Source organism: Sedimentibacter sp. LTW-03 (genome assembly GCF_052059825.1).
Classification (GTDB): domain Bacteria; phylum Bacillota; class Clostridia; order Tissierellales; family Sedimentibacteraceae; genus Sedimentibacter.
The window spans coordinates 42,563-62,628 of record NZ_CP197180.1; the positions used below are offsets into that span (position 1 = coordinate 42,563).

At 35.7% G+C, this 20,066-nt stretch carries 20 protein-coding genes; 18 read left to right on the forward strand and 2 right to left on the reverse strand.

Going from position 1 to position 20,066, the window contains the following annotated elements; translation table 11 throughout:
* Window positions 1–3: 3 nt before the first annotated feature.
* Complete coding sequence (locus ACS3UD_RS00195) at window positions 4–546, reverse strand: nitroreductase family protein (RefSeq protein ID WP_308138342.1); 543 nt, start codon at window positions 544–546, stop codon at window positions 4–6.
* 148 nt (window positions 547–694) lie between these two features.
* On the opposite strand from ACS3UD_RS00195, the gene ACS3UD_RS00200 reads away from it, so the two are divergent.
* From ACS3UD_RS00200 to ACS3UD_RS00245, 10 genes are all read left to right on the forward strand, one after another.
* Window positions 695–1,294, forward strand: coding sequence for a TetR/AcrR family transcriptional regulator (locus ACS3UD_RS00200; protein WP_308138341.1), 600 nt, complete (start codon window positions 695–697; stop codon window positions 1,292–1,294).
* 298 nt (window positions 1,295–1,592) lie between these two features.
* On the forward strand, window positions 1,593–2,066 hold the full coding sequence (gene greA / locus ACS3UD_RS00205) for a transcription elongation factor GreA (RefSeq protein WP_308138340.1): 474 nt from the start codon (window positions 1,593–1,595) through the stop codon (window positions 2,064–2,066).
* Between the two features lie 204 nt (window positions 2,067–2,270).
* The gene (locus ACS3UD_RS00210; RefSeq protein ID WP_308138339.1) at window positions 2,271–3,215 is read left to right on the forward strand and encodes a DUF1385 domain-containing protein; all 945 of its coding nucleotides are present in this window, start codon (window positions 2,271–2,273) and stop codon (window positions 3,213–3,215) included.
* A complete protein-coding gene (prmC, locus tag ACS3UD_RS00215; RefSeq protein WP_308138338.1) occupies window positions 3,209–4,066 on the forward strand; it encodes a peptide chain release factor N(5)-glutamine methyltransferase in 858 nt (285 codons plus the stop codon). Before ACS3UD_RS00210 ends, prmC begins: the two co-directional genes overlap by 7 nt.
* Before the next feature lie 132 nt (window positions 4,067–4,198).
* Entirely contained in the window at window positions 4,199–5,269 is a 1,071-nt protein-coding gene (prfA, locus tag ACS3UD_RS00220; protein ID WP_308138337.1) for a peptide chain release factor 1, read from the forward strand.
* A 66-nt stretch (window positions 5,270–5,335) separates the two neighbouring features.
* Window positions 5,336–5,581: an RNA-binding S4 domain-containing protein gene (locus tag ACS3UD_RS00225; RefSeq protein ID WP_213926615.1), complete on the forward strand. Its 246-nt coding sequence runs from the start codon at window positions 5,336–5,338 to the stop codon at window positions 5,579–5,581.
* Window positions 5,582–5,713: 132 nt separating this feature from the next.
* On the forward strand, window positions 5,714–6,250 hold the full coding sequence (gene rbr / locus ACS3UD_RS00230; RefSeq protein WP_308138336.1) for a rubrerythrin: 537 nt from the start codon (window positions 5,714–5,716) through the stop codon (window positions 6,248–6,250).
* A gap of 147 nt (window positions 6,251–6,397) precedes the next feature.
* Window positions 6,398–7,777, forward strand: coding sequence for an argininosuccinate lyase (gene argH / locus ACS3UD_RS00235; protein WP_308138335.1), 1,380 nt, complete (start codon window positions 6,398–6,400; stop codon window positions 7,775–7,777).
* 101 nt (window positions 7,778–7,878) lie between these two features.
* Window positions 7,879–9,246: an N-acyl-D-amino-acid deacylase family protein gene (locus ACS3UD_RS00240; RefSeq protein ID WP_308138334.1), complete on the forward strand. Its 1,368-nt coding sequence runs from the start codon at window positions 7,879–7,881 to the stop codon at window positions 9,244–9,246.
* Between the two features lie 193 nt (window positions 9,247–9,439).
* A complete protein-coding gene (locus ACS3UD_RS00245) occupies window positions 9,440–10,840 on the forward strand; it encodes a YfcC family protein (protein WP_308138333.1) in 1,401 nt (466 codons plus the stop codon).
* A 68-nt stretch (window positions 10,841–10,908) separates the two neighbouring features.
* Here ACS3UD_RS00245 and ACS3UD_RS00250 read toward each other — a convergent pair whose 3' ends face one another.
* The gene (locus tag ACS3UD_RS00250) at window positions 10,909–12,075 is read right to left on the reverse strand and encodes a M20 family metallopeptidase (RefSeq protein ID WP_308138332.1); all 1,167 of its coding nucleotides are present in this window, start codon (window positions 12,073–12,075) and stop codon (window positions 10,909–10,911) included.
* A gap of 217 nt (window positions 12,076–12,292) precedes the next feature.
* Between ACS3UD_RS00250 and murB the strand changes: the two genes are divergently transcribed.
* The 8 genes from murB (at window position 12,293) to deoD (ending at window position 20,065) form a co-directional block, all read left to right on the forward strand.
* Window positions 12,293–13,219, forward strand: a complete 927-nt coding sequence (gene murB, locus ACS3UD_RS00255) for a UDP-N-acetylmuramate dehydrogenase (RefSeq protein ID WP_308138331.1) — start codon at window positions 12,293–12,295, stop codon at window positions 13,217–13,219.
* Between the two features lie 68 nt (window positions 13,220–13,287).
* The gene (locus ACS3UD_RS00260) at window positions 13,288–14,025 is read left to right on the forward strand and encodes a PHP domain-containing protein (RefSeq protein ID WP_308138330.1); all 738 of its coding nucleotides are present in this window, start codon (window positions 13,288–13,290) and stop codon (window positions 14,023–14,025) included.
* 14 nt (window positions 14,026–14,039) lie between these two features.
* Entirely contained in the window at window positions 14,040–14,894 is an 855-nt protein-coding gene (gene rapZ / locus ACS3UD_RS00265; RefSeq protein ID WP_308138329.1) for an RNase adapter RapZ, read from the forward strand.
* Between the two features lie 11 nt (window positions 14,895–14,905).
* A complete protein-coding gene (locus ACS3UD_RS00270; protein ID WP_308138328.1) occupies window positions 14,906–15,910 on the forward strand; it encodes a gluconeogenesis factor YvcK family protein in 1,005 nt (334 codons plus the stop codon).
* Window positions 15,888–16,970, forward strand: a complete 1,083-nt coding sequence (locus ACS3UD_RS00275; RefSeq protein ID WP_308138327.1) for a SpoIIE family protein phosphatase — start codon at window positions 15,888–15,890, stop codon at window positions 16,968–16,970. Before ACS3UD_RS00270 ends, ACS3UD_RS00275 begins: the two co-directional genes overlap by 23 nt.
* 17 nt (window positions 16,971–16,987) lie before the next feature.
* Window positions 16,988–18,268 carry a glucose-6-phosphate isomerase gene (locus tag ACS3UD_RS00280; RefSeq protein ID WP_308138326.1) on the forward strand — a complete coding sequence of 427 codons (1,281 nt, stop codon included), beginning with the start codon at window positions 16,988–16,990 and terminating at the stop codon, window positions 18,266–18,268.
* 64 nt (window positions 18,269–18,332) lie between these two features.
* A complete protein-coding gene (locus tag ACS3UD_RS00285) occupies window positions 18,333–19,259 on the forward strand; it encodes a CvfB family protein (protein ID WP_308138325.1) in 927 nt (308 codons plus the stop codon).
* Window positions 19,260–19,363: 104 nt separating this feature from the next.
* Entirely contained in the window at window positions 19,364–20,065 is a 702-nt protein-coding gene (deoD, locus tag ACS3UD_RS00290; protein ID WP_308138324.1) for a purine-nucleoside phosphorylase, read from the forward strand.
* Window position 20,066: the final 1 nt, after the last annotated feature.

A 20,066-nucleotide genomic window follows, 5' to 3' on the forward strand; every position in this document is an offset into this window, starting at 1 on the left:
TCATCACATTTGCGAATTAGTACAGTCTACATATTTTTCATACATTATGGTGTTTGAAAGTGGTTTCCTTTCGGTTGCATGGCGTTCAGGATTCAGAAACCCTTTTTTGGGATATCCCAAGATTAGCAATGCAGTAGGTTCTATGTATCCTGGAATATTAAATTCCTTTCGTATTACATTCGGGTCAAACAAGCCAACCATCACACTTCCAATGTTTAACTCTCTAGCTGCCAGCATCATGTGATCGCAAATAATACCGATATCTAAATCTCCTGAACATTTCTGATCAAATGGACGTATCAGCTCATTTCTTGTATCTCGGCATACAATTAGAACACAACGTGAGCCAAATATTTTATATGCTTTCTGAACCTTACATAGATTATTTGGGGTTTGAACAACTATGATTCGTTGTGGCTGTTGATTGCAGGCCGTAGGTGCAACATGCCCAACAGACAGAATTCTTTCTAAATCAAATTTTGAAATGCTTTGGTCTGTAAATCCGCGCGTGGTACAGCGTGCTTTTGCCAATTCAAATAAATCCATTATATTCCCTCCATATAAAACGCGAATAAAACTTCGTGTTTTAATAATAGCACCAATGTGAGATTTCGTCAATAGAACACGAATAAAACTTCATATTCTATTGACCTTCTGTCTGTATAAATATATAATTAGTGTTGAGGTGAGGTGAATGAAGGAAATACGGAAGCCTATCCAAAAGCGTTCAATTGAGAAAATGAACAAAATCTCAGATGCTGGTTTTGAGCTATTTTGCGAAAAGGGCTATCATGGAACAAATACAATTGAAATTGCAAAACGTGCTAATGTATCGACCGGCGCGCTATACAGCTATTTCAGGGATAAGCGCGACATATACATTACCGCCTTTGAACAATATCTTAATTCTTTTTCAAATGCTTTATTTGAAAAATTAGAAGACATGCAACAACCATTTAATCTTTCAATTTTTATCGAGAGATGGATTTCAATATATATTGAAGTGTATGCAACATCAAATCAGGCTTTAGCTCAATTGAGAATGGTAATGATAGAAGATGAAAAAATTAATCAGCATTTTTGTGATTTTGAAAATAAGTATGTGTATGGAATTGTTGATATATTAAACAAAAATAATATTCTCTCTAATAACCTTCCCGAAAAGGTTTATGCTTCTTGTATATTGGTGGACGCATTATGCCGGGAAAAATCCTCTTTTCCACATGACAAGCTGAATTACACAGCCCTAGAAGCCCAAATAAAAAATGCTATATTCCATATGCTGTCATCATGAGTATCCTCTTATATCTAATGGATACTGTAAATAGTGCTTGTTTCCTTAGATATTTTACTTGGCAGTGCCCATATGCATATGTTGGTATACTATTTTATGGCGGACTGTCTTTAACCGGCTTTTTTGTGTTTTAAGATATGTTTTTGCAGGACAATTGTATTAAAGCTTTATTTGTATGGCTTTTTAAGAAACTACAAAAAATATCCTGTTGATTAAAAAATTAGTATTGAAATTTTTTGTTTTTAGTATATAATGTATAGTAAAATTTAAATTAATAGCAATGGGCATAGGTGGGAAAATGGAAAATAAAGAAATACTGGTTACAGAAGAAGGCTACCAAGAACTTCTTGACGAGCTTGAAAACAGAAAAACAAAATTGAGATATGAAATTTCAGAAAGAATAAAAGGAGCCATGAAAGAAGGCGATTTAAGTGAAAATGCCGAATATCATGAATCCAAAGAAGAACAGAATAAAAATGAGTCCAGAATAATCGTTCTCGAATATACTATAAAAAATGCAAAGGTTGTTAAGCACAACGAAAAAACAAAAGATATAATCCAGATTGGCAGCAAAGTTAAACTAAGAGATATTGAATTTGATGAAATTCTAGATTATAACATTGTAGGAGCAACAGAGGCAGATCCTGTGGCAGGGAAAATTTCTAATTTATCGCCCCTTGGATCAGAGCTGCTTGGAAAAAAGAAAGGAACAAAGATTAATGTTTCATCTCCGGGCGGTGTTGTAGAATACGAAATTCTTGAAGTGAATTAAAGAAAGATTAAGCTTTGTGATTTATAATTACAAAGCTTGTATTTTTGTTGTTCATATTCGGATTTATAGATGTAATTTGCAGTAAATGTAGTTGCAATGTGCCGGCAATATGATTTTAAAGCAATATCTAGCAGAAAAACAAAAACTTGAAGAATTTGAGGATTAATTGTATAATACATTGAATGTATATGAAAAGGGGACAAAATGAGCGATATAGTAAAAAAAGAGGTCAAAAAGACCAGCATAGGCGGTCAGGCTCTCATTGAAGGAATAATGATGAAGGGTCCCGGAAAACTTGCAACTGCAGTGAGAAAACCTGATGGTGAGATTGAAATAAAAGAAAGTGAAATAAAACAGTTATTTAAGCATAAATTCTTTAAACTTCCTATAATAAGAGGAAGCTTTGTGCTCATTGACTCTCTTGTAAGCGGAGTGAAAGAGCTTATGTATTCAGCTGAATTTTACGGTGAAGATTATGAAGAGGATGCTCTTGATAAATTTATAAGAAAAGTATTTAAGGATAAGGCAGATACTGCAGTAATTTATGTATCAGTTGCAGTAGCATTGATATTTTCTGTGGTCATATTCATTTTAGGTCCGACACTGCTGACAAATGTACTGAAAAATGTGGTAAAAAATACACTTTTGTTGAACTTGATTGAAGGCTTGATAAGGGTTCTGATGTTTGTAGGTTATGTGTATGCTGTATCTAAGCTTAATGACATAAAAAGAGTTTTTATGTATCACGGTGCGGAGCACAAAACCATACACTGCTATGAGCACGGTGAGGAATTGACAGTAGAGAATGTAAGAAAATATTCTACACTTCATCCGAGATGCGGAACCAGCTTTATGATAAATGTCATGCTGATAAGCATACTGGTATTTTCATTTTTTGGATGGCCCAATCCTCTAATGAGGCTTGTTGTTAGAATTTCAATGCTTCCTGTCATAGCTGGGTTATCGTATGAGCTTAACAGATATGTGGGAAGATGCGAAAGTGATAACATGTTTACAAAAATTATAACTTATCCGGGTTTTCAGATACAAAAAATTACTACCAAGGAGCCGGATGATTCTATGATGGAAGTGGCTATAAAAGCTATGGAAAGAGTTATCCCGGAAAACGGAGAAGATGATACATGGTAACAATTGAAAAATTGTTGAAAGACGGAATTAAAATTATTAGGCAAAGGGAATTTAACAATCCTTTTCTTGATGTGCAGCTAATCTTATCTCATCTGCTTAAGCAGGATAAGATTTATTTGCATGTTAACAGGAATAAAGAAGTTGATGATATTACTGCAGAAAAGTTTTACGATATGGTTGAAAAAAGGAATTCGGGATATCCTCTTCAATATATGACTAATTCTCAGGAATTTATGGGACTGGATTTTTATGTGCAAAAAGGTGTTCTCGTACCTAGACCCGATACAGAAGTATTGGTTGAAAAAATAATTGATACTATTAATACTGGGCAACTGAAGAATAAAAATATAAACATTCTTGATATAGGTACAGGAAGCGGTGCAATTGCTGTAAGCTTGGGATACTACCTTAAAAATGCAGATATTACAGCAATGGATATCAGTGATACGGCAATTGAAACGGTAAGTATTAATATAAAAAGACATGGACTTACTAATGTAAGGGCATTAAAAGCGGATATTTTTAATTTTGATGCCTGCAAAAAGTATGATATTGTTGTATCTAACCCACCGTATATAGAAAGAGAAATAATAAGGACACTTCCCGAAGAAGTTTCTGTGTATGAGCCTAAGCTGGCTCTCGACGGAGGAAAAGATGGGCTTGACTATTACAGGCAGATAATAAGAGTGTTTGATAAAATACGTGGAGAAAATGCAATGCTTTTTGTAGAAATCGGGTATGATCAAAAACAAAAGGTTACAGAAATTTTAAATCGTACAAATATATTTAAAACAATTGAAGGCAGTAAGGATTTGAGCGGAAACGACAGAGTAGTTACCGGTATGACATAGCTGTGCTTATTATAGAAATATCTAAAAACGATTAACATAGAGATGAAGCCATGAGGTTGTTAACAATTATTTAGAGAAGAGCCTTGCGGTAAAAACATAAAAAATTATAAGAATTCAGGAAGGTAGATTTTAATGTTAGAAAAATTGGAAGCTCTAAAAGATAAATATATAGAAATCAGCGAAAAAATTTCAGACCCGGCAACATTAAGCGATTCGCAGAAACTTCAGAAATTAATGAAGGAGCAGGCTCAGCTTGAACCATTGGTTACAAAATACAATGAATATATGGATGTTTCATCACAGCTTAAGGAATCAAAAGAAATGCTCAATGAAAAGCTGGATGATGATTTCAGAGAAATGGTAAAGGAAGAAGTTAAGGAGCTCACAGAAAAAGAAGATGAACTCAGCAATGAAATAAAAATACTTCTCCTGCCAAAGGACCCCAACGATGACAGGGATGTTATTGTGGAAGTAAGAGCCGGGGTAGGCGGTGATGAGGCGGGCCTTTTTGCCGGGGATTTACTCAGAATGTACTTGAGATATGCAGAAAGACAAGGATGGAAAACAGAGTTTATTTCTGTAAATGAACAGGGAGTTGGAGGATACAAGGAAGCTATATTCTCTATAAGAGGAAAGGGAGCTTATTCTAAGCTGAAATATGAAAGCGGAGTGCACAGGGTTCAGCGTGTTCCGGCAACCGAATCAAGCGGAAGAATTCATACTTCATCTGCGACGGTAGCTGTGCTTCCCGAGGTTGATGATGTAGATATTGAAATAAATCCAAATGATGTAAGAGTAGATGTTTTCCGTTCGTCAGGAAACGGAGGGCAGTGTGTAAACACAACAGACTCTGCGGTAAGACTTACACATATTCCGACAGGAATAGTTATATCCTGTCAGGATGAAAAAAGTCAGCTTAAGAACAAGGATAAAGCTTTTAAGGTGCTTAAAGCCAGACTTTATGACTTGTACCAGCAGGAGCAGAATAAAGAACTTGCTGATGCGAGAAAGAGTCAAGTGGGTTCTGGGGACAGGAGCGAAAGAATACGAACTTATAACTTCCCTCAGGGCAGAGTTACGGATCACAGGATAGGAATGACACTGTATAAACTTGATTCATTCTTGGATGGAGATATAACGGAAATGCTGGAAGCTTTACTAACTTCCGACCAGGCAGAAAAACTAAAAGAAATTGCTGAATAATAAATATATGGAACGGATACGGAAATATTTTTTGTAGCCGTTCCTTAAATTCAAACAGGGGATAGTATGAGAATAGATAAATATTTAAAGAATGCTAGAATAATTAAAAGAAGAACTGTAGCTAAAGAAGCCTGTGAACAGGGAAGGGTGCTTGTTAATGGAAAAGCAGCTAAACCCGGAACAGAGGTGGTCGCAGGCGATGAAGTTGAGATAATTTTTGGAACGAAACCTATGAAAATTAAGGTTGAACAAGTTCTTGAGCATGTTGTCAAAGATGCCTATAAAGAAATGTATAGTATAATTAGTGATTAAAGTATTAAATTGTGGGTATATATAGATTGTTATGCTAATGGTTTAATTAAGAAAACTGCTATATTAATTGCAGGCAAAAGAAATCCGCAGCCTTTGGCTTATGGATAAATAAATTATCAGACGAGGTGTATTATGGAACTAAAAGGAAGTAAAACAGAGCAAAATTTAATGACTGCATTTGCAGGCGAGTCACAGGCACATGTAAAATATACATATTATCAAAGCAAAGCTAAAAAAGACGGTTATGTGCAAATTTCAAAATATTTTGAAGAAACTGCCAGAAATGAAAGAGAACACGCAAAAATCTGGTTTAAGCTTCTGCATGACGGAATTGGTGAAACAACTTTGAACTTAGAAGATGCTGCTGCAGGAGAACATTATGAGTGGACGGATATGTATGCAACATTTGCAAAAGTAGCAAAAGAAGAAGGATTTGACAAAATAGCTTATCTGTTTGAAGCTGTTGCTAAAATAGAAAAAGGACATGAAGAAAGATATCTTGCACTTTTGGATAATATAAAAACAGGAAAAGTGTTCAAAAGAGAAGGAGAAACAGTGTGGATATGCGATAACTGCGGCCATGTGCATTACGGAGCTGAAGCTCCTAAAGTATGTCCGGTATGTGCTCATCCGCAAGCGCATTTTGAATTGTATACTAAAGCATATTAATATCATAAACAATAAAAAAATTGTCAGCAAAAAAAAGCTGGCAATTTTTTTTGCTTGCAGTATGAATGTAATATGATATAATAAACAAAATAATGAATAATTAAAAATTATATTTAGAATTTAATATATTAGAAAGGGATAGAAAAATTGGCTAACTTATGGAGTGGAAGATTTGAAAAAGGTATGGATAAGATTGTTGAGGAATTCAATGCGTCTATATTTTTTGATAAAAGACTGTATGACTGTGATATACAGGGAAGTATTGCACATGTGACTATGCTTTGCGAGCAGGGAATAGTATCAGAAGAAGAAAAGGAAAAAATTGTTAAAGAATTACTCAATATTAAATCAGAAGTAGAAAACGGGAAAATAGAATTTAGCGTTCATGATGAAGATATCCATATGGCAGTTGAAGGTTTATTGATAAGCAGATTAGGAGATACAGGTAAAAAGTTGCATACTGCAAGAAGCAGAAATGATCAAGTTGCAGTGGATACAAGGCTTTATGTTAAAAAAGAGATTAAGGAAATAATAGAGAATCTAAAGTACATTGAACATGTACTGCTTAAAAAGTCAGAAAAATATTATGATAAAGTAATGGTCGGCTTTACACATATGCAGCATGCACAACCGGTTACTGTTGGGTTTCATCTTATGGCGTATTTCCAGATGTTTAAAAGGGACGTGGAAAGGATGACGGACTGTTATAAAAGAACAGACTTTAATCCATTAGGTTCGTGTGCTCTTGCTGGTACTACGATTCCCATAAACAGGCACAGAACAACAGAACTACTGGATTTTGCCAATGTAACTGAAAATGCCATGGATTCAGTAAGTGACAGAGACTATTTATTGGAGTTGATGAGCTCTGCTTCCATATGCATGATGCATATAAGCCGCATGGCTGAGGAATTTGTCTACTGGAATTCACAGGAATTTTCATATATATCAATTGATGACAGCTTCTGTACAGGATCAAGCATTATGCCTCAGAAAAAAAACCCTGATATGGCTGAACTGCTCAGAGGTAAGACTGGAAGAGTTTATGGAAATTTGGTTCAGCTTTTGACAGTTATGAAAGGAACTCCTCTTGCATATAACAAGGATTTTCAAGAAGATAAAGAAGGCTTGTTTGATACGGTGGATACTCTTAACAGGAGCCTTTTAATCTTGGCTAAAATGATTGAAAAGACGGAATTTAATATGGAAAATATTAAAAAACATCTTAATAAGGGATTTTTGAATGCAACAGATGCAGCAGAACACTTGGTTAAAAATGGAATGCCATTTAGAGAGGCTCATGAAATTGTGGGAAAAATGGTAATGTACTGTGAAAAACATAGTAAGGATTTTTCTGATTTAACAGAGAATGAACTTAAATCAATAAATGAAAAACTAAGTTTAAATCTCCTTTCAGATTTAAGTATGGAAGGATGTGTAAACGGAAGAATTTCTTACGGAGGTACCGCTCCAAAAGAGGTTTTACGACAAATAGATTCAGGAAAAAATTGGCTGGAATCAATATAGCCATGGTAATTTTCAACTGCATATTTGTAATAAATGTTAAATGAAGTTAATAAAGGTGCGTATGGGATAAAAATTTTATAAATAAATTTTAAGGAGGGCGTATGTTAGATTTAAAAATTGTGAACGGAAAAATAATTGATGTGGAAAACAAAAAAATTATTGAGGGAGACATAGGAATAAAAGACGGATTAATTAACTGCATAGGAAGCGTTAATGAAGAATCAGAGAAAGTGATAGATGCTGACGGGCATCATGTATCGCCAGGTTTTATAGATATTCATATGCATGAGGAGGACTTTTCTCTTACAGGTAAAAAAGAATATGATATTTCCGAAACAATGCTGAGCATGGGGGTAACGACATGCGTAACTGGCAACTGTGGAAACAACAGGCAAAGCATCGAGGAATTATATGACTTTATTGCTGAAAATGGGAATCCGGTAAATTATATGACTTATATAGGTCACAATTTTTTAAGAAGAGAAGCAGGAAACGCGGATATATATCAAAAGTCTTCGAAGAGTCAGATTGAGGCAATGCAGTCTATGGTAAAAAAGGCTGTTGATTTTGGAGCTGTAGGAATTTCATATGGACTTGAGTACTGCCCCGGAATTGATGCAGAAGAAGCTATTGCAATAGCAAAAGAAATAAAAGGGCGGGATGATCTGCTACTAGCTGCACATTACAGAAAAGATTCGTTACACGCGCTTGATGCCATAGAAGAAATGGCATATATAGGCAGAGAATGCAGCATACCGTTTCAGATTTCGCATCTATCAAGCTGCAGCGCATATGGTAATATGACAGAAGCTTTGAATCTCATAGATAAAGTTGCTGAAAGCGGCCAGGATATTACAGTAGATGCATATCCATATGATGCTTTCAGTACATTTATAGGCTCTGCGGTATTTGATGACGGATGTCTTGAACTGTGGAACAGGGACTATGATTCTATAATGCTTACAGAAGAACCATTTAAAGGGATGTTTTGTGACAAGGATTTATTTGAAAAAGCAAGAAAAGAATACCCAAACATGCTGGTTGTGGCCTATGTTATGAATGAAAGTGAAATAGTACAAGCACTGAACCATCCATTAGTTATGGTAGCAAGTGACGGTATTTACAGAAACCACTCTGGACATCCGAGAGGAGCCGGAACATTTCCCAAAGTTATTGGACACTATGTGAGAGATGAAAAGAAGATGGAGTTTTTTGATGCAATTTATAAAATGACCTATATGCCGGCAAAACGTCTTAAGCTTAAAAGAAAAGGCATTATAAAAGAGGGCTGTGATGCAGATATTACAATATTTAATTATGATACAATAATTGACAAGGCAACATTCCAAAATCCTCAGAAAAAACCGCAAGGAATAGACTATGTGTTGATAGGCGGAAAGATTGCGATTGAAAATGGAAGGACAATAAATAATAAGCTGGGGAAATTTTACAAAAAAGGCGAAGCATAAATATTCTTTGTATAAAATTACGTTAAAATGACAAAAAACTTTAAATTTTTCGAAAAAAATGCTTGCTTGATGAATAAAAATATGATAATATGATTAAAAATTAATATAAATCATTAATGAAGCACTGAATGCATTAATATTTATTAATAAAGCAATCTAATAATTTTTCGTAAAAATTTAAAGGAGGACTAATATGGTAACAGAAAAGAAGAAGAAGGGTAAGGTGCCTCATACCTATGTAATTTTGTTTGCAATGATAATTATTGTTGCACTATTGACTTATGTGATACCTGCAGGCCAGTATCAAAAGGTTGAATTGGAAACAGGAAGGATGGTTGTAGATCCTAATTCCTACGCACAGGTGAATTCAAACCCAGCAAAGGTATTTGATGTATTGAAAGCTTTTCCTAAAGGGCTTGCTGCGGCACAAAGCATAGTTTTCTTTATTTTTATTGTGGGAGGTTCATTTAACATCGTGAATAAGACAGGGGCTATAGAGGCTGGGATCAGCAAAATCGCCGTAAGCCTGAAAGGCATGGAAGGTCTTATGATACCGATTTTTATAATTGTTTTTTCTATTGGAGGTGCCACAATAGGTATGGCGGAGGAGGCAATAGTATTTGTTCCCATAGGTATTGCCTTAGCCAGAGCTTTAGGATACGATGCGATTGTAGGTATGGCCATTGTAGCTTTAGGCGCAGCAGCAGGATTTACTTCGGGAGTTATTAATCCATTTACTGTAGGCGTTGCACAGGGAATCGCAGAAATTCCTTTGTTTTCGGGCATCGGTTTAAGGCTTGTTATTTTGGCATGCAGTTGGGTGTTGGTTATAGCATATGTTTATAAATATGCAAAAAAAGTAAAGAGCGATCCTACCAAAAGCCTTGTTTATGATTTAGAGCAAGAAGAAAAACATAATGCAATTGATTTAAGCAACATAAAGAAAATTACTACAAAAGATGTTCTGGTTCTTTTAGTTTTTGCCGCAGGAATGGGTGTTTTAGTATTTGGTGTATTTGAATATGGGTGGTATATTACAGAAATAGCCGCTATTTTTCTGGCAATAGGTATTTTATCAGGAATAGCTGCAAAAATGCCATTTGATGATATCGCAAAGAATTTTATTGCAGGCGCTAAGGATATTGCAATGGGAGCCTTGGTTGTAGGGCTGGCAAGAGGACTGCTTGTAATTATGGAAGGAAGCTTAATCATTGATACTGTAGTTTATGGTCTGGCCTCTGCAATAAATGGTCTTCCAAAAGCTGTAAGTGCTGTAGGGATGCTTGTTGTTCAGTCATTTATAAACTTCTTCATACCTTCTGGATCAGGTCAGGCTGCAACTACAATGCCTATAATGGCACCACTTTCTGACGTAATCGGAGTTACAAGGCAGACAGCCGTGCTGGCTTATCAGTTTGGAGATGGTATATCAAACTCTATAATACCTACTTCAGGTGTTTTGCTGGCGAATCTTTCAATAGCAAAAATTAAGTATGAAAAATGGGTTAAATTCGTAGCTCCATTGATTGCTCTTTGGACATTGATGGCTGCAGCATTTATGGTAATAGCAGTATTGATTAACTATGGGCCATGATTATTCATATAAAAAAATGCTCTCTTAATTTTGATTAAGAGGGCATTTTTTATATGTTTAATTCTGTTTTATTTTTCAGCGTTATCAAATTCTATCTTTATTTTTTTGTACAATTCTTTATTATGCATAACTTCTGCTGCTGTTAAAACAAGTGCTGCAACAGTGTTTTTCATCTGTTCCTTGGCATATTCAGTCAGCGTGTTTTCGGCCATTTCTTTCGTATGCCCTGCTATATTTTTATTGTTAGTAATGTCAAAGTAAGGATGTATTGTCGGGCATACCTGGCTTACTTGACCTGCATCAATTGAGCCTGTATTCTTGGCAGGTTCATTCATCGTTATTCCTGATACCTGAAATATTTTTTCACTGAATATTTCCGATAGGGTTTCATTTGTTACCATGTTGTCGTAGCTGAATTCATACTTTGTTATTTTTAGCTCACAACCGGTAGATAAAGCAGCTCCTTTAGCGCAATTTTTAATTTTTTCCAGAAGTTCAAGATTGTATGTCTTTGATGTAGAACGGACATAAAACTGTGATTTTGAATAGTCCGGAACAATGTTTGCAGCCTTGCCTCCATTAATTATTACCCCGTGGACTCTGGAGTCACTTTTTATATGTTCTCTTAAGGCGTTTATACTATTAAATGTCTGTATTGCTGCATCAAGAGCATTTACTCCTTTTTCCGGAGATGCTGCTGCATGAGCGGTTTTTCCGAAAAATTCAAACTGCACCGGCTCAAGGGCAAGAGAGGATCCACTTTTTGCATACTCACTTCCCGGATGAGCCATCATTGCTATATCAACATTATCAAACTCATGGTTTTCAACATACGTAACCTTTGCTCCGCTCGTCTCTTCTGCGGGAGTACCGAAGACAATTACATTTCCGCCGATTTCGTCTACAAGCTGTTTCAGTACTATGCCGGCTCCTGTGCTTACGGTTCCAAGAAGATTATGACCGCAGCCGTGCCCGATGCCTGGGAGTGCATCATATTCTGCCATGTAAGCAATTGTAAGGCCGGGTTTGCCGCTTTTATATTCGGCTTTGAAGCCTGTTGGAACTCCTGAAAAATTATTTTGAACATCAAAGCCGTATTTCTGAAGAAGTTCTGTATGAAGCCTGCACGCTTCATATTCTTCATATCCCAGCTCAGGGTTGTTGTAGATTTCCAGGCTCAAATTGTTCAGATCGGGAGTTATATTTTTAATCAATTCCAATACTTTTTCTTTCATAATCCCTCCAAAGAAGTTATTTATTTTTGAACTAATTATAAGAATATAATAATATTTATACAACTATACTAATATATTAACAGTATTGAAGGACTATGTCAATTTAAAATTAGGATTAGTCTATTTTATTAATCAACCGCATAAATAAAAAATATATCTTTAAAAAAATCTTAATGGATGTTACAATGTACACAGATGGTTTAGAAAGGGTGAAGTAATGAAATATCAATCAAAAATTAACCGGCTTTATGAGGATATGACTTCTGTTGTAAGAGGCAGTGTTCTTAAGGATGAACCTTTAAAAAATCACACTTATTTTAAAATAGGAGGTCCTGCGGCTATACTTGCAGAACCTGAAGATACGGAAGATTTAATATCAGTTTTAAAACTTGTCAAAAAGTATGAGACTGATTGTTTTGTAATAGGAAACGGAACTAATCTACTTGTTGCTGACGAGGGATTTAAGGGTGTAATAATAAAAATCGGAGATAAATTTAGTTATATTGAAAGAAACGGAAACATTGTAATTGCAGGATCAGGATTATTGCTGTCCGCAATGTCGAAATTTATAGCGAGAGAGGGATTGGCAGGGTTTGAATTTGCCAGCGGAATTCCAGGTTGTCTCGGCGGAGCTGTATATATGAATGCAGGTGCGTATGGCGGAGAAATGAAGCAGGTTGTAAAAAGCGTGAAATGCATTGATCGTGACGGCAATGTGCATAAATTTTCAAATGATGATATGGAATTTACATACAGGCATTCAAAAATAACAGATTCAGAATACATTGTTCTGGAAGCTGAGTTTGAATTTAAGGAAGGTGAAAGAGAAGAGATTTTGTCTTTAATCAGAGAATTGAACGACAGGCGGATATCAAAGCAGCCGCTTAATCTTCCAAGTGCAGGGAGCACATTCAAACGTCCTGTAAACGGATACGCGTCAAAACTTATAGAGGATGCAGGATTAAAGGGATTGATTCACAGAGGAGCGATGGTTTCCGACAAGCATTGCGGTTTTATAGTTAATATAGACAATGCATGCTGCCAGGATGTACTTGAGCTTATGAGAATTGTGATAAGTACCGTAAATGATAAATTCGGTATAACGCTGGAGCCGGAAGTTAAAATACTGGGAACAAGCCTGTAACAACAGTGTAGAGGCGTTCAGATAATTATCATACAACTAACAATATTTATTAATAAAAAGAGGTGTTTATGAGGACAATAGCTGACTATCATGTTCACTCAACATATTCCAGGAGAAACCATGGAAAGTCCACAATTGAAGAAATCGTACAAAGAGCTGTGGAAATAGGGCTTGAAGAAATTGCCGTAACAGATCATGGACCGTCACATTATTTTTACGGAATAAAAATGGAAAAAATTAAAGAATCAAAAGAAAAAATAATCCAAATGAGAAAAAAATATCCTCAGATAAAAATTCTGATGGGGGTAGAGGCAAATATATTAGATTATAAGGGAAATACAGATATATCAGATGAAGTTTTAAAATATTGTGACATTATTTTATGCGGATACCATATCGGCACAGTGTTTTCTTCTCTAGATGATGTTTGGAAATTTACAATTATGAATAAAATTGGCAGGAAAAGCAAGAAAGTTTTTGAAAATATGAGAGAAAAAAATACAGAGGCTGTTATAAACGCTATGAATAAATATAAAATAAATATATTAACACATCCTGGAGATAAAATTCCGCTTAATACAGAATTGATTGCAAAAACTGCGGAAAAAACAGGGACAATTCTTGAAATAAATAACAGTCACAGTCATTTAAACGCAGAAGAAATTAAAATTGCATCGAAATATGATGTTAAGTTTGTAATAAACAGTGACGCTCACATAAAAGATAATATTGGCAGATATGAGAATGGTTTAAAAGAAGCTATGGATGCAAAACTTGATTTAAGCCGAATTATAAATTTAAGATAGAAAGAGGGGAGAATATGGAGTTTGTAATTATTACGGGAATGTCTGGCGCGGGAAAAAGTCAGGCTATCAATGTTTTGGAAGATATTAATTATTATTGCATGGATAATTTGCCTCCGGCTCTCCTTCCGAATTTTGCAGAGCTTTGCAAAAGTTCGTCAAAAGAGGTTAACAAGGTTGCGGTTGTTGCGGATATAAGAGGAGGAATTTTTTTCAAAGATTTGTTTAACAGCCTTGATGAGCTGAAAAAAATGGGGATACAGTACAGCATTATGTTTCTTGATGCATCAGATGATGAATTGGTTAAAAGATACAAGGAACAAAGAAGACCTCATCCTTTAAGTACGACCGGAACCATTGTTGACGGTATACACGAGGAAAGACTGATGCTGGAGGAAGTAAAGAAACGAAGCGACTATATTATTTACACAACAAATATGAAGCTTGGCAGGTTAAAAGAAGAAATTCTTGGTATTTTTGTACGAGGTCAAATAACTCATAATTTGAATATTACAGTAATGTCGTTCGGCTATAAGTACGGACTCCCGCAAGATTCTGATCTGGTTTTTGATGTTAGATTTCTTCCCAATCCGTTTTACATTGAATCTTTGAAGAATTATACCGGCAATGATAAAAATGTTCAGGATTACGTTATGGGATTTGATACAACGAATATTTTTATTGAAAAACTGAAGGATATGCTGCTTTTTCTTATGCCAAACTATATAAAAGAAGGAAAATCGAACCTTGTTGTAGCAATTGGGTGTACAGGAGGAAAGCATCGTTCTGTGACAATAGCAAATAAAATTTCGGAAGTTCTATGTAAGGAAAATTACAGGGTTCTTTCCAACCACAGAGATGTAAATAAGTAAGAGAGGTATTTATGAAGCTGGTTGTATTTGGAGGAGGAACAGGCCTGTCGATTTTATTGAGAGGTTTAAAAAAGTATACCCGTGATATTTCGGCTGTCGTTACCGTAGCCGATAACGGCGGCGGCTCGGGAGTTCTGAGAGAGGACTTGGGGATGCTGCCTCCGGGTGATATGAGAAACTGCATCATTGCATTATCTGATGTCGAACCTACAATGGTCAGGCTTATGCAGCATAGATTTAAAGACGGTTATCTTAATGGACAGAGTTTCGGAAATCTTTTGATTGCAGCAATGTATGAACTTTTTGGAGATTATGAGCACGCATTGAAGGAGATAGGCAGCATTTTCAGGCTGTCGGGAAAAGTGCTTCCTATGACGCTTCAGGATTCACAGCTTAAAGCATACTTGGATAACGGTGAATGCATATTGGGAGAAAAAGATATACCAGAGTTTGTTAGCAAGTCAGGCTGCAGAATAGACAGGGTTTCCCTTGTTCCCGATATGTGTGAGCCTCTGGAAGAGACCGTAAGAGATATAAAGCAGGCTGATATAATAGTACTTGGACCCGGGAGCTTGTATACCAGTGTTATTCCAAACCTGCTTGTTAGAAATATATCGGATTTGATAGCTGAATCAAAGGCTGCAAAGTTTTACATATGCAATCTCATGACACAGCCCGGAGAAACTGATAACTACAATGTATATGATCATGTGAGTGCAATTATCAAGCATAGCAACAGATATGTCATAGACTTTGTAATAGCAAATGATGAGCTTATATCAGAAAAACAGATAGAAAATTATAAGTTTAAGGGTGCAAAGCAGATATTAATTGATGATGAGCAGACTAGACAGCTTGAAGAAATGAATATTAAAGTTATAAGCAGCAATTTTGTTGAAATAAGGAAAAATTATATAAGGCACGATTCAGATAAGATAGGAAGGCTGTTGTGCAGTTATACAAAGGAAAAAATAATGCCTAAGGAAGTGACATATGGAAAACATCAAGCTAAATGAAACACAGCTTAGAATAGTTGACGGAATGATAGACTGGGTAAGGGTTGTAGATAACAACAATACGGTTCTTTATGCAAACAGGAAGATGAGAGAAGAACTCGGAGAAATTGTGGGAAAGAAATGCTTTGATGTTTTCTGCTCGGAAAAAAAATGCGGGAACTGTATTTCGAGAAAAACAATAGAGCACGGTGTTATTATGAAGAAAGAAGCAGCTGTTGGAAACAGGACGTTTATGGTAATTTCATCACCTATTCAGGACATTGACAAAAAAACGGTATGCGCCGTTGAGGTTTTTAGAGACATTACTAATGAAAAAATACTTTCGAAAAAAATCAATGAAAGAAACAGGAAAATGAGTGAAGATATTAAATTTGCAAGAAATATGCAGATAAGAATGCTTCCTCCAAAAGGAATGTACAATGGACTCAGCATCGATTATCTTTACGAGTCGTCAGAATCATTAAGCGGAGATTTTTTTGATGTGTTTAAAATTGATGATGAAAACACAGGTGTTTATATTTGTGATGTAGTCGGTCATGGCGTTACAGCCTCACTTTTGACGGTATTTGTCAGACAGTCCTTAAGAACAATAGCTAAAGGAAACAAGAGTATTGATAAAATTATGAAGGAACTTCATAAGACATTTCTTTCTCTGAACTTGGATTACGACAAATACTTTTCAGTTTTTTTCGGAGTATACAATAAGGAAACTCATGTGCTAAGATATGCAAATGCCGGGCATAACTCTGAACCCATTCTTCTCAGAACAAACAGTGAAATAAGCCTGCTGAAATCAAAAGGATATCCGATTGCCAATATATTTGATAATGTCAGCTATGATGAAAACAATATTAGCCTGAGCGTTGGGGACAAACTGTTTTTATACACCGACGGGATAACTGAAGCAAAAAATTGTGAAAATAAACAATACGGCGTTGAAAGTTTAGCTAATATAATTAAAGGCGGCGGAAGCATTTTAAAGAATTTAGAAAAGTCACTAGTTGACTATTGCAAGATCCATAAGGATGATTATGCCATACTTATGGCAGAAATAATTTAGTTAGAAAGAGGGGTAGTATGAAGGAAATATATCTTGATTTAAAAGGAAGCTTTATAAATGATGCTGATATGAAGGACATTGCGCCGGAAATTATGAAGGCTCAGGAACTTTTGCTTGATAAAAATGGGATAAGTTCTGATATGACAGGGTGGCTGGATTACGCGAAGAATATGGATGTGAAAGAATTTGACGAGATTAAAAAAACCGCCAAATACATAAATGGCTGCAATGCCTTTATACTTCTTGGAATAGGCGGCTCATACTTGGGGGCAAGAGCTGCAATAGAAGCAATAAGGGGAGATTTTCACAATGAATTAAAAAGTCCGCAGGTTTATTATGCAGGGCAGAATCTAAGCGGTTCATACCTTAGAAATTTAGTAGAAGCAATTAAAAATAAGGACATTTGCTTAATAGTGATTTCAAAATCGGGAACAACGTTGGAAACTGCCGTATCCTTTAGAATTTTAAGAGATTTAATGGAAGAAAAATACGGACGAGAAGCTTCTGAACGTATTTTTGTAATTACGGACAGGAGCAAGGGGGCACTGAAAAGCATGTCCGGCCTAAAGGATTACAAGACATTTGTAATACCTGACAACATAGGAGGAAGGTATTCTGTAATCACACCGGTAGGGCTTCTTCCCATGGCTGCAGCAGGATTGAATATTGATGAGTTTATTAGCGGATTGAGATCAGCAGAGGATGAATACCATACAAGAAATTTTAACGACAACATCTGTTGTCAATATGCAGCTGCCAGAAATATTTTGAACAGAAAGGGCAAGGAAGTGGAAGTGCTTGTTAACTACGAGCCTTCACATGCATCTGTTTCAGAATGGTGGAAGCAACTGTTCGGTGAAAGCGAGGGAAAGGAAGGAAAGGGAATTTTTCCGGCATCGTTAAATTTCACCACAGATCTTCATTCTATGGGGCAGTTTGTTCAGGACGGACGAAAGATAATTTTTGAAACAACGTTAATGGTAAATAATTCTAAGTATGATATGACCGTACCTTATGAAGAAAATGATTTTGATAAATTGAATTATATATCAGGTATGAAGCTTAGTGCCATAAATCGGAGTGCTTTTGAGGGTACTTTTATGGCGCACAGTGAGGGAAGTGTTCCCGGCATTATAGTTGGAGTACCTGAGTTGAATGAATTTTGCATGGGTAAACTTTTTTATTTTTTTATGATGGCATGTGCAATAAGCGGATACACTAATAAAATAGATCCGTTCACTCAGCCGGGTGTTGAAAATTATAAAAAAAACATGTTTAGATTGTTAGGAAAAAGGTAAGAAATAATTATAATAACTAAAATACTGGATGAGAGAGTAAAGTTTTGTTTATTGAGGAGAAAATATGATAAAATTAGGCGAAATGCAAGAGTTGGAAGTAGTTAAAAAAGTAGATTTCGGAGTATATCTTAAAAATAAGGATGATGAAAGAAAAGAAGACAGAGTTCTGCTGCCTTTAAAGCAGGTTCCTCAAGATACAAAGACAGGTGACAGAATCAATGTCTTTGTATATAGAGATTCAAACGATAGAATTATAGCAACTACAAAAAAGCCAAGGATACAAATAGGTGAAATTGCTTATTTGAAGGTGGTTCAGCTTACAAGAATAGGAGCGTTCTTAAACTGGGGATTGGAAAAAGATTTATTTTTGCCATTTAAGGAGCAGGTTGGAGAAATTAAATTGGGCGGAGAATATTTAGTTGGGCTTTATATTGATAAATCAGACCGCCTGTGTGCTACTATGAACCTGTTTAAGGTGCTTAGAACGGATTCACCATACAAGGTGAATGATATGGTTAAGGGTACAGTGTTCAGCTTGAAAAGAGGGCTTGGAGCTATGGTTGCAGTTGACGGAAAGTATCTTGGGCTAATACACGAAGGTGAAATTTTAAAGCCTATGCATCCAGGGGAGATTGTGGATGTAAGGGTAAGTCACATTAAGGAAGACGGTAAATTGGATTTAAGCCTGAAAGATGCGCCAAAGCTTCAAATAGATAGGGACGGAGAAAAGATTTTAAACATCTTGTCAAAGAATAAAGGGTTTATAAGAATTAATGATGATTCCAGCCCTGAAGAAATTAAAGAAAAGCTTGGCTTAAGCAAAAGCTCATTTAAAAAAGCAGTTGGCAGATTGATGAAAAAAAATGTAGTAGAAATGACGAAAGACGGAATTAGACTATCAGACAGTGATAAAAAGGCCGAGCAAGGCGGAAATAGAAGGCCAGGAAATAAAACTAAAAATGCAAGATTCAAGAATTCAAAGCGCAAATAGATTAAAACGCCTTAAGAATATTGACTAATTTTAAAAAAGATAGTAATATATTATAGCCTTTCTAACTTAAGTTTAATAAAAATAAAAATGTAAAGGAGAAAGATATGTCAACACCACACAACAATGCCACAAAAGGGCAAATAGCAGAAACAGTTCTTTTGCCGGGAGATCCACTAAGAGCAAAATTTATTGCTGAAAATTTTTTAAACGATGTTGAACAGTTTAATGCTGTAAGAAATATGTTTGGATACACTGGTACATACAAAGGTAAAAAGGTTTCTGTTATGGGTACGGGAATGGGATGCCCATCAATAGGAATTTATTCGTATGAATTGATACATATGTATGGAGTAAAAAATCTTATAAGAGTAGGTTCATGCGGGGCTTATGATCCCAAGCTGAATCTTTATGATATTGTATTGGCAATAGGCGCAAGCACGGATTCAAATTATGCTTCTCAGTATAACCTTCCAGGTGTCTATTCAGCTACAGCATCATGGGAACTTCTCTCAAAGGCTAAAAAAACTGCTGATGAAAATAACATTACTGCGTTTGTAGGAAATGTTGTTACTTCGGACATTTTTTATAATGATAATTCAGAAAACTGGAAAAGTTGGGCTAAGATGGGATGCCTTGCTGCAGAAATGGAAACATATGCACTTTACTGCAACGCTTCCAGAGCAGGTGTAAATGCACTTACAGTACTTACAGTTTCAGATTCAATAGCAAACCAGACAGAAACTACTCCTGAGCAAAGAGAAAAAGGATTTAAAGACATGATGAAAATTGCTCTGGAGATTGCGTAGG